Raw genomic sequence first — 13,891 nt, 5'->3', positions numbered from 1 at the left:
AACCTGAAGAGTAAACCATGTGTAAACTGAGCCAACTAATTATAATTTTTTTTATTTCGCTTTTTCTGATCAGCAATGTACTGTTTGCCGGTAATTCCAATCCGGAAAGATTACCCAATATTGTTTTTATTTTGGCCGATGATTTGGGGTGGGCTGATTTGCCTTGTTATGGAAATACATTTAATGAAGCTCCGAATATCGACAAACTTGCTGAGGCGGGAATGCGCTTTACCAACGCATATGCAGCTTGTCCGGTTTGTTCTCCAACGCGCGCAAGTATTCAAAGCGGGCAATACCCTGCCAGGGTAGGAGTAATTGATTTTATTACCGGTCACTGGCGCCCATACGAAGAGGTTATTGTTCCCAAAAACCGAACACAGTTTTTGCCTCCCGATATTGTTACGTTGGCTGAATCGGTGCAAAAAGCAGGGTATAAAACCGGATATTTTGGCAAGTGGCATCTGGGATATGAAGAAGAACAGCTTCCCGGAGCACAAGGGTACGAAGAATATCATGTATATACAGGAGGTGGCTTTTATTCACCCAGATTTATTCCGCCTTTACAATCGAAAAATGAAAAACGTTTAAGCGAAGTTTTGACAGATTTGGGTGTTGATTTTATTGAACAAAATCAGCAAAATCCGTTCTTTTTATTTTTGGCGCATTACGATGTTCATGTTCAATTGGATGCGGATAAAGATTTGATTGAGAAATACCTGCAAAAGGATAAAACGGACACTTACCCGGGAAATGCGGTTTATGCTTCGATGATTGAGCATGTGGACAGAAGTGTGGGACGTGTTACACAAAAGTTGTCAGAGTTGGGTTTGGATGATAATACCATTGTAATTTTTTATTCTGATAACGGAGGATTAATTGGCCGTTTTGATCGTATTCCCTTACTTGCAGAGGGAAGTCTTGAAACATATACAAATAGCCCCTTGAAATATGTTGCTACTTCAAATGCACCACTTCGGGCAGAAAAAGGTACGGTTTACGAAGGTGGTATAAGGGAACCGTTGATAGTGAAATGGCCCGGAAAAATTGAATCAGGCGTTGTAAGTGAAGCCATTGTTTCGAGCGTCGATTTTTATCCCACATTTTTGGAATTGGCTGGAATTGAAAAGCCTGAACAAAAGCTGGATGGAGTTTCCCTGCTTTCAGCCTTGCTCAAAAATAAGTTTGATCCTGAACGTGCTGTTTTTTGGCATTACCCCGTTTATCACCATGACGAACCTGCCGGAGCTGTGCGAAAAGGAGACTGGAAGCTGGTACAGAATTTTGTGTCAGGGAAGCTAAGTTTATACAATTTAAAAGCCAATATCAGCGAGTCGATGGATTTATCCGAATTATATCCGGAGAAAACCCAGGAGTTGAAATCTCTTCTGGAGAACTGGCAAGAGACAGTGCATGCTGAATTTCCTGTTCCAAATCCAAATTTCGATAAAGAAAAAAGGTTTGAATGGGGTATTCATCCCGACAGGCAATAAAAAAGCTGCGTAAATAAAAATTAAGCAGCTTCTTTGATTATTTAAAAAAATCTTTTGTTACCAGAGATCTTCCCCATATTCCCAACCAGACCTCACGGGTTCTTTGATATAAACGTCGAGTTCAGGATGATTGGTTACTTTCATGTTTTCAGCGTCGTATTCTATTCGCGTGTTAAATCGTTGCGCCAGAACGCCAATCAAGGCCATTTCTGTTAAATCCGGAGCGTAGTCAAAGTTGGAGCCAGGCATTGGTCCGTTTCCTTTTATAGCATCCAGGAATTCTTTCTGCGGTCCGCCATCAATTCTCGGTATTGTGGGTTCAGGCATTTTGTTTGTCTTCCAGTCTTCCCATTCATCTTTCGACATCATTAGCTGAGCATTGTTGGGTCTTCCGCCTGTCATAATATTTTGTTTTTTACCCAGCATAAACATTCCCGAATCAGGAAGCTCACTCAGGTTCCATTCCGGCCTGATTTCCGGTTTTAGCCCACCTTCGTACCAGGTTAAAGTAACCGGCGGTTTACTTCCACGGGCAGGAAACTCAAATTTTATAATTGATTTATCTGGCAGAAAACCTTGTGGTGCCCCACTGTTAAAGATAGCTTCAGTTGCAGTTGGCATTCCCAGATTAAGCGACCAGAAAGGTGCATCGAGTGTATGACACGCCCAATCGCCCAGTTCACCATTTCCAAAATCATAAAATCCTCTCCACGTTTTTGGCGCGTAAACATGGTTATAAGGTCTCTTTTCTGCACCTCCAATCCAAAGATCCCAATGTAAGCCTTCCGGAATTGGTTCTTCAAGCGGTGGAAATTGAGAAGGTTTGTTAAAATATTTGTCTTCGCCAAACTCAGGTCCGTTGAACCATGCGAGTATTTCAGTTACATCACCGGTTATACCAGCATCGACCCATTCTTTCACTCTTCTTATACCATCAGTTGCATGCCCCTGGTTTCCCATTTGGGTTATCACATTGTATTCATGGGCTGCTTTTTTTAGGGTACGCAACTGCCACACATTGTGCGCCAGAGGCTTTTCCACATAAACATGCTTTCCCAGTTGCATGGCTGCCATCGCCGCTGCAAAGTGCATATGGTCCGGAGTTGAAACCAATACAGCGTCTATTTCAGATGCCATTTCGTCAAACATCTTTCTAAAATCGTTGTACCGTTTTGCATTTGGAAAGGTACTGAACCCTTCGGCTGCGCGGTTTTCGTCCACATCACACAAAGCAACAACATTTTCATTCATACATTCGCTCCAGTTGGCTTTTCCCCGGCCTCCAACGCCAATTACTGCGATATTAATTTTTTGAGAAGGAGAACAGCCGATCATGTTTGGAATAAAAACTGCACCTGTTGTTACTACTGAAGTCGTTTTTAAAAAGCTTCTTCTTGAAAAATTCTTCATAATATATAAGTTGGTTTGTTGTTGCTGCTAAATTATAAATGATTCCCCGAATATTGCAGTATTTTTTTTGAAAATATATTTTTGAAACTATTTTGATATCCAGGCTTCAATTCCTTTGAAGGCATTTCCTTCCCGATCAAACAAACTGCGCCCAAGGTAAGGAGATTTAGATTCTGGTATGTCCAGTCCGTCCGGTTTCCAGTAGTAAACCGCTTTCATTTTAGGGTATTTCTTTAAAATATCGAGCAGTTTTACCATAAAATCATATTGTCCCTGTTCTGTTGGAGGGAAAGGTTGGACGTCCAAAACCCATTCTGCAGGTTTGGGGTAAAATCCATTTGAATAATACGCTGTTTCCACTAAAACCAAATCCTGTTTGTAATTGGCAGATAAAAATTTGAGGTTCTCTTCAAGTTGTTCAAATGTTCCATGCCACCACGGATAGTAACTTAATCCAATAAATTCAAATTCAACTCCCCTCCGGATAATATTTTTGTAAAAAGTATCTGACTCTTTAAGGCTTCCTCCGGTTGCTGCATGAATAAGTATTGGAATATTTTTTCCGTTTTTTGCTTCCTTCGCCCCTTTAATACCTGCTTTTAAGAGTTGTGTAAAAGCATCCCAATTTGCTGAACTGTCATCATTCCATAATTTTCCTGCCGGCCACATCATCCCATTGTTTATTTCGTTTCCTATCTGAATCATATCAGGTAAAACACCCTCCTTATCCATCTTTTCAACCACCATTTTTGTATAACTGTAAACACTGTCAGACAACGTTTGGAGGTTAAGATCTTTCCAGATAGCAGGAACAATCTGATGGCTGGGGTCGGCCCATGTATCCGAGTAATGAAAATTCAACAAGATCTTAAAGCCATAATTTTTTGCCTTTTGTGCCAGTTGTATTGTATATGTTAAATCATTACAAACAGGTCCCCGATGGTTGGGCGAATGAAACAAACGAAGACGAGCCCATGTGTAACCGTTTTCGCGAAAAATCCGGAATCCTTCTTTTTCTTTTCCATTTATTTTATATGTACCACCATAATCTTCCATTTTTTTCATAATTGAAAAATCTCCCCCGATTTCGGGTGTTTGTTTTTTTCTGTCATGCAGAAAATTTGACGTGCTAAATGACGTGAAAAAGAAGAGGGCTAAAAAGATGAATTGAGTCGTTTTCATGCGGAATTTTTCTGAAATATAAAAAAAAGACCGGTTTTTCCGGTCTTTATATTTAAATCTTATTCTCTAGAAATGTCTTGTGAGTGCAGAACGCCACCAACTGTAATACTTTGACTCCAACTCTCTAACCTTCGGAAAAGGGAAATAAAGATATCGTTCTTTTTCCCCTACAAAAAATCCACTTTTTATGGTTCTGTAATTCAGATCTCCCTGCATAAAACGTAATACGGTTTTTGTTAATTTGCTTTTGGTTTCATTCAATTTTACCAAACATTCACGAAGATGATCCGGATTTGGATAAGGTAGATTATCCAACGATGCGTGAGGATCAATGGCCAATTCATTTAAAAGCAATTCAACAAAAAATATTTTGGGAGTAGAAACAGGTTTATTTGTGTCGGTGAGGAAACCAATAAACTCATTTGGGAGGAGTTTGCTGGCTACTCTTGTCGTTATCGGATTAAATTGCTGATAAAGATGAATCTCATCCGATTCAATTTCTTCATAATCCGATGAATAAAGCTCAAGTACTTTGCCGTCGTCAGTAGAGAGGTAGAGATTTTTTAGCGCTGCGAGCGGAGTTCTTTCCAATGCTCTGTATATACTTGCAAATACTGAACGTTTAGGTTCTCCGTTTGGATATGGAATTAATTGTTTGTTGAGGTACTCAAATGGCAAATCCTTCATTTTTTCAGGATTTACTTCAAAGAAAATGTTTTGACCGTGAATACGTTTTTGTGTTCCAACCGACAAGTAATTCCCAAAATCAAACGGTGCAAGATGCGACGCAATCAATGATTCCGGGGTTAAAACTAAATAATAATATTTTTCCATGGCTGCTATTTTATATTAAAGTTACTGAAAAAAAGCATGTTAGTCAATGGGGTTTTTGGTAGAGTTCGGTGATTGATATTCATTTTTTACTTCACAAACTATTTGTTATTTGTCGCCACTACTACCGGTGATAGTTCTGAGTTAGCCATTTTACATCCAATTACACGGGCCATACTGTTGACTGGTTTTGCTGCATTATTATCTGGCGCTGGAATCCGACTGAAATTGTGAGTCAATTTTTGTATCTTTAAAACTAATCAGGAAAACTTAAAAAAATGAACCGAACGGTATTTTTGCTTGGAACTCTCATTTCCATTGCTTTGGTTTCGTGCAAAACAAAAGTTGTAACACTCGAATCCCTACTTGATGAAATGACGGACAAAACTGTTTTAACCCGCTTCCCTGAAGAAAAATACGCGCTAAAACAGTTTAGTAGTTATGACCGGAAATCAGTATCTCCCGATGATAATAACTGGTGGGCCAATGCTGATTATACTCAGTTTATACGAGAAGAGGAAAATAATGGACGCCGTGAGTTTGTTCTGTTTGATGCGGAAGGGCCGGGGGCTGTTGTCCGGTATTGGATGACTTTTGCCGGCGACGGAGCAAGCGCCGGAATACTTAGGATATACATTGATGGTAGCGAGATGCCCGAAGTGGAAGGGAATGTTCTCGAAATTCTAAGTGGCACTCAACTTGCACCCGAACCTTTGGCAGCCTCTGTTTCGCCCGAAACAGAATATGAACGTCGCGGGCACAATTTATACCTGCCAATTCCTTACGCAAAACATTGTAAAATTACCTACGAGTGTGATGCAGTGAGGCTCGAGGATGAACGCTGGAGACCAAGTATTTACTACAACATTTGTTACAGAGTATATGCTCAGGATGTCGATGTAGAAAGTTTTTCAAAGAAAGTGCTGGCGAGGGCAAAAAATAAGATTGAGGGTACAGCACAAAAATTATTGATTCCTGATAGTGTTAAAGGCGAAATGATTAATGACACAAAAATTCTCCAGCCAGGTGATGAGTTTTTACTTGGTGTCAGCGAAGACGGAAAAGCAATTTCAAAGATGACGCTGAAATTGAAGACGGAAGATCTTAATCAGGCTTTACGTTCAACTGTACTCTCAATGTCGTTTGACGGAATACAAAGTGTTTGGACTCCGGTGGGCGACTTTTGGGGAACGGGTTACCAGGTTTATTCTTCAAAAACATGGTATTCCCAGGTGGAAAGTGGCGGAGAAATGGTATCGTTTTGGATAATGCCTTTTCAGAAAAATGCAGAAGTAAGATTTGTAAATTATGGAGAACAGTCGGTAGAAGTTGAGGCCGGAATTACAATTTCTGATTACAATTGGACTCGTGAAAGTATGTATTTTGGGGCGTCGTGGCACGAACTTAACCGGATTCATACAGCAAAGGATTCAATACTTGAAAATCACGAATGGCATTTTGATGTTAATTACATAGATATAAACGGACAAGGTGTTTATGCCGGAGATGCACTTACAATCTTTAATACAGCAGATGCATGGTGGGGTGAGGGGGACGAAAAGATTTTTGTTGATGGAGAAAGTTTTCCCTCCTTTATAGGAACGGGAACAGAGGATTATTATGGCTATGCATGGTGTCGGCCGGAAAAATTTACACATCCGTTTATTGCCCAGCCAACCGGTGCAGGTAATTTTCATTCCGGAATGACAGTGAACATGCGATACCGTGCACTAGATGCTATCCCTTTTAATAAGAAAATAAGCTCAAACATAGAATTGTGGCATTGGGTAAAAACAAGGATTAATTATGCTATGACGGCATATTGGTACGCAAAACCCGGCTTTACAATTAATATTAAGCCCAATATCGAAAGTGTGAAAATACCTGTCGCCTTGAAACGTTCTGATATCTATAAACCGATTGTTGATTCGGAAGGAAAAATAGAGGGTGAAAATCTGGAAATTGTAAATATCACTTCGGGCGAGGTTGGTGCTCAAACAGGAGATTATGGATGGAGTGGAAACAGCCAGCTTTGGTGGAGAAACGCAGAAAAAGGGGCTGAACTAACAACAAAATTTATTGTCAGTGAAACAGCAAAGTATAAAGTAAAAATACAGCTTACAAAGGCCGTTGATTACGGAATTATTCAACTTTATTTAAACGGGGTTGTTTTACACCATAAAATAAATGTTTTTAACCGGGATAAAGTTGTTCCTTTTGAAATAGATTTAGGAATGCATGTTTTAAGTGAAGGAGAAAATATTTTTTCGCTAAAGATTTTAGGAGCTGACAAAAATGCAAAACCTGGAAATATGGCAGGAATCGATTTTATCCGTTTTCAAAAAATATGATTCTTAATTTTAAAAAGTATAATATGAAAAAGATTATTTTTTATTTTTTTACAGCATCTTTCCTTCTGCTGGCAGCAGCACCGCAACTCTGGGCAAATGAAGATGCAAAAAATTCCAAAACAGAAACAGCAGTTTCCGAAATGGCAGAGGTTAACGAAATGGTTAACCGGTTAAACGAAATCAAAAAAATGGATTTTAAAGAGATGACTTCTGTTGAAAAAAAAGAATTAAGAAAAGAGGTACGTTCCATTCGTCGTGACTTGAAAACAATTGCAAAAAGCGATTCAGCTTCCGAGGCTCAAAGTGCCGCTGAAGCAGCCGCTGCTGAGAGAGGAGGGTTTTATATTTCAACAGGGGCTGCCATAATAATTGTATTGTTACTTATTTTACTTTTATAATTTGAAATAATCATTTGCTAAGGCATGGAGCCTGCAAAATAGGATTTCCATGCTTTATTTATCCTAAATTCATATTTTTGGTGATTTTTAGTGCCTTTTGGAAGGTTGCTGCCGTTGCTATTATACGCGGAAATTCACTTTTTTATCGCCTCAACGTATTCAATGATATCGTTAATTTGTTGGAAAAACAACAACAATTTTTGCTTTTTTTTAGTCTATCTTTTACTTGTTTTTAAAAATGATCGGGGATTTACACCGATATGTTTGGAAAAAATCCTGGAAAAATAACAAGGATCGTTGTATCCCAAATTATAAGCTACTTCTTTTATTCTCATTGATCGATTGGTTAGTAATCGAATGGCTTCCTGCATTTTTAGATTGATAAAATAATCGAGCGGCGATGAACCGGTTTTGTTTTTGAATAGTTTTGAATAATGTGATTCAGAAAGATTAACATGAGCTGACATGTCTTTTATTTTTAAATCCTGTTCAATATTTTTTTGCATAAAGAGTATAGACTTATCTACAGGGTCTGAACTTTTAATCCCCTTTACAGCCCTGTAAGTATCCCAATAAAAGAATGATGCCAGCAGGCTGTTCAGGCACAAATTGGCATACTCAATATTATTTTTTGAAAAACCAGATTCAAGTGAAGTGAGAATTTCATTAAAAAGATTGATCCGATCGTTAATACGCGAGTTTATCGAACGATCAATGGAGATCGTTTTAAGAAAATATTGCCTGAATTCCAAGCTGCGTTTGCCTCCAAAGTGCAGCCAGTATATCGACCAGGGATCTTCCTTTGACGCCCAGTAAGAATGTGCTTCATCCGAATTAATTATAAAAAACGTATTAGGATTAAGTTCATAAATATTATCCCTGACATGGATGACTCCGTTTCCGTCGATACAGTATATCAGGATATGTTCTTTAATTCCTTTTTTTCTTTTGCGGAAATGATTCCTTGCATTTGGATAAAACCCAATGTCGCTAATATAGAGTTGCCCAAATAAAGAATTCTTTTTTATAGCCGTTAGTTGTTTCTTCGATAAAACTACACTGCGGTCGCCATAAAAACTATCGGATTTTCCAACATTTGGTTCTTTTACAGAGCTGTTCATTTATTAAACGATATACAGTTAATACTAAATAGAATTGTTATATATTTTGTTCTTTATTTTTACCTGATAGATTTGGTTGTATTAAAAAATGCTACAAATGTGACTTTAATCTTATCTAAACAAAACTACACTTATTGTATTTTAGTGTTGTAAATCAGATACCTATTTGTGAAAATTATTATGAGGCTTCGAAAATAGAAAATAGTTTCAGAATAAAAAAAATGTAAATCACAAATTGGTAAAACTTTAATTAAGCAACAGAATAGTCCAATTTATAGTTTTATTGTCTATTTATCTCACCGCATTTTATTCTGTTCTTTGTAGTGCAATCAAAAATTGTCTATAAATAAACTTTAACTTAGATAATGAAATTTGTATACTCCAATTCTTAAACTAGAATTGGAAAACAGTCCACGCATGACTCAGAATGAGCTTTGGGAATCAGACTTTGTTAATCAGATAACAAGGAGCAGTCATTATGGGCTTTTATTGGTAACAAACTTGAAATTATTTTTGCAACTTTTTAAATTTTTCTAATGAAACCAACATTATTATTTATCCTAATTTTATTTGTCACGATACTATCGTCGTGTTCTTCGAATGATTTATTAAAAATTGATCTTTCCGGTGAATGGCAATTTCGAATGGACCCTAAAGATCAGGGTATAGATGAACACTGGTTTGAAAAAGAACTTTCTGAGACTGTTCTCTTACCCGGTTCAATGGTTGAAAACGGCAAAGGCTACGATATAACACTGGAAACGGAGTGGATAGGTGGAGTGCAAAATCCGGACTGGATCAAGGATCCGAATTATGCTCCTTATGTTGATCAGGATGATATCCGTTTTCCATATTGGCTCCAACCGGAAAAAAAATTCACAGGAGCCGCATGGTACATTAAAAAAGTTACCATTCCTGATACGTGGGAAGGTAAAACAGCGAAGCTGAAGCTGGAGCGTCCACATTGGGAATCTCAAGTTTGGATTAATGGTCAATGGGTAGAAATGCAAAATAGTCTGGCTGTGCCACATGTCTTTGATATTTCCGGCTTTTTTAAAACTGGCGAAAATACAATAGCCATCCGGATCGACAACAGGATAAAAGAAATTGATCCAGGACAAAATTCCCACAGTATTTCGGACCATACTCAATCAAATTGGAATGGGATTGTAGGCAATATTTTGCTGGAAGCTAAGGGAAATATTATTATCGAAAACGTTGAGGTTTTTCCCGATGTAGCTTCAAAAACAACAGAAATAAAGGCTACTGTAAACAATAGAACTACCGAGATACAAAAGGTCGACATAAATGCATTTGCAATCTTGAAAAGTTCTGGCAAAAAGTTGGAAACAGAAGAAGCGGAGTTTACACTTTCGCCTGGGAAAAATATTGTTTCTATGAACTACTTGTTAGGGGATGACGCCCTGCTTTGGGACGAATTTAACCCGAATGTTTACCGGCTTGATTTGGCATTGAAATCGGGAGAAGAAAGCGACCAGGCTTCTGTTGATTTTGGCCTTCGTGAATTCGGAGTTGACGGAACTCGCTTTGCCATTAACGGCCGGCCTGTTTTTTTGCGGGGAACCCTGGAGTGTGCCATTTTTCCTTTAACCGGTTATCCGTCGACTGATACGGATTACTGGAGGAAAATTTATACGGCCGTAAAAGATCACGGGTTGAATCATGTTCGTTTTCACTCGTGGTGTCCGCCGGAAGCTGCCTTCGAAGTTGCCGACGAAATGGGAGTTTATCTGCAAGTGGAATGTTCATCGTGGGCCAATGAAAGCACTCAATTAGGCAGCGGCTTTCCTATCGATCAGTATATTTGGGATGAGAGTAAACGAATTGTTGAAAAATATGGAAATCACCCTTCGTTTGTGATGATGGCTTACGGGAATGAACCGGGTGGTCCGAATCACATAAAATTTTTAACAGATTTTGTAAGTTATTGGAAAGAGGAGGATAATCGTCGGGTTTACACCAGCGCTGCGGGCTGGCCGGCTATAGAAGTCAACCAATATCATGATATTCCACATCCCCGTATTCAGGGTTGGGGAGAAGAACTTAACAGCATTATCAATTCTGAAGCACCCACAACCAGCTATGATTGGTCTGATAAAGTTACCAAAGACGGAACACCAGTTGTAAGTCACGAAATTGGACAGTGGTGTGTCTATCCCAATTTCAAAGAGATCGAAAAATATTCCGGGGTACTAAAACCGAAGAATTTTGAGATTTTTCGCGAAAGTTTGGAAGCTCACCATATGGGGCAACTGGCCGATAGTTTTCTTCTGGCCTCCGGAAAGTTACAGGCGCTTTGTTATAAAGCAGATATTGAGGCGGCTCTACGAACACCCGGATTTGCCGGATTTCAACTTCTCGATTTACACGATTTCCCCGGTCAAGGTACTGCACTGGTGGGGGTACTCGATCCCTTCTGGGAAGAAAAAGGTTATATTTCTCCAGAAGAATACCGCCGATTCTGCAACACAACAGTTCCACTGGCGCGGCTTGAAAAACGTATTTTTAATGAAGGCGAAACAATGACTGCAAAAATAGAAGTTGCTCACTTTGGAGAGCATCTGTTAAACGCGGCAACTCCTTCCTGGCATATTACCCGGGATAGTGAGATCGTTGCAAGAGGAACGTTGGAGCAGCGCGATATTCCTGTCGGTAATGGCATTTTGTTGGGTAAAGTCGTCTATGAATTTCAAAGAGAAAATACGCCGCGTAAACTGACCTTGAAAGTGGAAGTCGGGGGCTATGAAAATTCATGGGATATTTGGGTCTATCCAGAAAATGAGGCAAAGGAGACAGAGACAATTAGAATTGTAGAAAAATTAAATACTTCTACTATTGATTACCTGGAAAATGGAGGGAAAGTCCTGCTTAATCTGGGAAAGGGAAAAGTAACTCACGAGATGGGAGGAGAGGTAGGTGTCGGCTTTTCCAGTATTTTCTGGAATACAGCCTGGACATTAGGACAAAAACCACATACTCTGGGAATCCTCTGTAATCCCGATCATCCGGCACTACATCTGTTTCCAACGGAATATCACTCCAACTGGCAGTGGTGGGATGCCATGAGTCATGCCGACGCAATACAGCTTGATTCATTCCCAACAGAATTGAAACCCATTGTGCAAATTGTCGATGATTGGGTGACCAACCGGAGGCTGGCTTTGCTTTTTGAAGCAAAAGTGGGGAAAGGAAAATTACTTATCTCGGGAATAGACTTGCATTCAGAGTTGGAAACCCGACCAGAAGCACGTCAGCTTCTTTTCAGTTTAAAAAATTATATGTTAGGAGATGATTTTAATCCAACGGTTTCTGTAACCAGCAATAAAATTAATAATATAATAAAGTAACCAGCTGGAAATAAATATAATTGGTGTGACAAGTAAAAGGAGTTCCGATATCCTATTGATATTTTTAGAACTTTATTGGTATATTTTAACGACTTGAAAGAAACTCAACGTAATTGTTTATTTGACTAAATGGGCAGGAAAAGGTGGCTTAAAAAACGCACTGGCGAAGCACGATTTTTAGAATTTTCGGTATCATACGAAGATAATAACGACGGTAGACTGTCATCGAACCCTCCGGCTTCTTCCAGTCTAATTTTCATGATAACAAAGTGGTACTGATAAATGAAAGAAAGATTCCCGGAAACAAAAAACGATTATTAAAAGAATAAAAATAAAAGAATGAATGGGCTCAATGTAAAGTATATATTCACTATCTCAATGGTTTCGGCCATGGGAGGTCTGTTGTTTGGTTACGACTGGGTAGTAATCGGAGGAGCAAAACCCTTTTACGAACAGTTCTTTCATATTAGCAAAAGTCCTTTTTTGCAGGGCTGGGCAATGAGTTGTGCATTACTAGGATGTTTGCTTGGAGCTATAACCTCAGGTGCATTTAGCGACAGGCTGGGAAGAAAAAAGTTGTTGATATTTTCGGCCTTTTTGTTTACACTATCGGCCATTGGAACGGGAGCTACTTCTAACTTTAATTCATTTATTTTTTACAGGATACTCGGTGGAATTGGCATTGGATTAGCTTCCAATTTATCGCCAATGTACATAGCTGAAGTTTCACCAGCATCGATGCGGGGAAAGTTTGTTTCGTTAAATCAGCTAACTATTGTAATTGGCATTCTGTTAGCTCAGATTGCCAATTGGCAAATTGCACAGCCTGTTCCTGCAGGCTCAACCGATGCGGAGATTCTGGCGTCGTGGAATGGACAAATGGCTTGGCGCTGGATGTTTTGGGCAGAGACTTTGCCGGCAGGATTGTTTTTTCTTTTAATGTTTTTTGTGCCGGAAAGTCCGAGGTGGCTGGCAAAGAATGGTAATGCAAACAAGGTACTGAGTATTCTTGGAAAAATTGGAGGTGAAGAATATGCTCAAAAAGAATATCATAGTATTCACAAAAATTTGGCCCATGATGAAGGGAAGGTAAATTTTAAATTTTTAAAAGCACCAGGCATGAGAAAGATACTGATAATAGGTATTGTTATCGCAGCTTTTCAGCAATGGTGCGGAATAAACGTAATATTTAATTATGCACAGGAAGTTTTTGCTGCGGCGGGCTATGGCGTTTCCGATACACTTTTTAATATTGTGGTTACCGGAAGCGTAAACCTGGTTTTTACTTTTGTTGCAATTTATACTGTTGATAAACTGGGACGCAGGGTTTTAATGATAATTGGCTCAGCGGGACTGGCTGGTATTTATGCTTTAATTGGAGCCGGATATTATTTTCATGTTACAGGGTGGCCTTTATTACTGTTAGTTGTGTTGGGCATTGCCTGTTATGCTATGTCTTTGGCACCTGTTACATGGGTCGTTCTTTCCGAAATATTTCCAAATCGTATACGCGGTGCAGCCATGTCTTTTGCAACCGCGTCGCTTTGGATCGCAAGTTTTCTTTTAACATACACTTTCCCAATACTAAATTCTGCTTTTGGTGCCTCTGGCACATTCTGGCTGTATGGTCTTATTTGTGTTGTAGGATTGTTATTTATATATAAACAATTACCAGAAACAAAAGGTAAATCTTTAGAGGAAATCGAAGTAGAAATATTGGAATGAGTGACGAATATGATT

General features: G+C 39.0%; 9 protein-coding genes. 5 read left to right on the top strand and 4 right to left on the bottom strand.

From position 1 onward, the window contains the following. The first annotated feature begins 17 nt into the window (after positions 1-17). Entirely contained in the window at positions 18-1,490 is a 1,473-nt protein-coding gene (locus K5G00_RS19140) for a sulfatase (RefSeq protein ID WP_238767802.1), read from the top strand. A gap of 57 nt (positions 1,491-1,547) precedes the next feature. On the opposite strand, the gene K5G00_RS19135 is transcribed toward K5G00_RS19140, so the two are convergent. The 3 genes from K5G00_RS19135 to K5G00_RS19125 form a co-directional block, all read right to left on the bottom strand. Beyond that, positions 1,548-2,900 (bottom strand): Gfo/Idh/MocA family protein, encoded by a 1,353-nt coding sequence (locus K5G00_RS19135; protein ID WP_238767801.1) that lies wholly within the window; start codon positions 2,898-2,900, stop codon positions 1,548-1,550. A gap of 87 nt (positions 2,901-2,987) precedes the next feature. Further along, a complete protein-coding gene (locus K5G00_RS19130) occupies positions 2,988-4,082 on the bottom strand; it encodes a glycoside hydrolase family 53 protein (protein ID WP_238767800.1) in 1,095 nt (364 codons plus the stop codon). 66 nt (positions 4,083-4,148) lie between these two features. Next, positions 4,149-4,916, bottom strand: coding sequence for a hypothetical protein (locus K5G00_RS19125; protein ID WP_238767799.1), 768 nt, complete (start codon positions 4,914-4,916; stop codon positions 4,149-4,151). A 275-nt stretch (positions 4,917-5,191) separates the two neighbouring features. On the opposite strand from K5G00_RS19125, the gene K5G00_RS19120 reads away from it, so the two are divergent. After that, a complete protein-coding gene (locus K5G00_RS19120; protein ID WP_238767798.1) occupies positions 5,192-7,264 on the top strand; it encodes a glycoside hydrolase family 172 protein in 2,073 nt (690 codons plus the stop codon). 23 nt (positions 7,265-7,287) lie between these two features. Beyond that, positions 7,288-7,662 (top strand): hypothetical protein, encoded by a 375-nt coding sequence (locus tag K5G00_RS19115; RefSeq protein WP_238767797.1) that lies wholly within the window; start codon positions 7,288-7,290, stop codon positions 7,660-7,662. Positions 7,663-7,877: 215 nt separating this feature from the next. On the opposite strand, the gene K5G00_RS19110 is transcribed toward K5G00_RS19115, so the two are convergent. Further along, entirely contained in the window at positions 7,878-8,783 is a 906-nt protein-coding gene (locus tag K5G00_RS19110) for an AraC family transcriptional regulator (protein ID WP_238767796.1), read from the bottom strand. 536 nt (positions 8,784-9,319) lie between these two features. On the opposite strand from K5G00_RS19110, the gene K5G00_RS19105 reads away from it, so the two are divergent. Further along, positions 9,320-12,151, top strand: a complete 2,832-nt coding sequence (locus K5G00_RS19105) for a sugar-binding domain-containing protein (RefSeq protein WP_238767795.1) — start codon at positions 9,320-9,322, stop codon at positions 12,149-12,151. A gap of 339 nt (positions 12,152-12,490) precedes the next feature. Next, complete coding sequence (locus K5G00_RS19100) at positions 12,491-13,876, top strand: sugar porter family MFS transporter (RefSeq protein WP_238767794.1); 1,386 nt, start codon at positions 12,491-12,493, stop codon at positions 13,874-13,876. Positions 13,877-13,891: the final 15 nt, after the last annotated feature.

The organism is Maribellus maritimus (assembly GCF_022267315.1).
Taxonomy (GTDB): domain Bacteria; phylum Bacteroidota; class Bacteroidia; order Bacteroidales; family Prolixibacteraceae; genus Draconibacterium; species Draconibacterium maritimum.
Note: the sequence above shows the minus strand (reverse complement) of the source record. Positions and strands in the feature narration are given on the sequence as shown.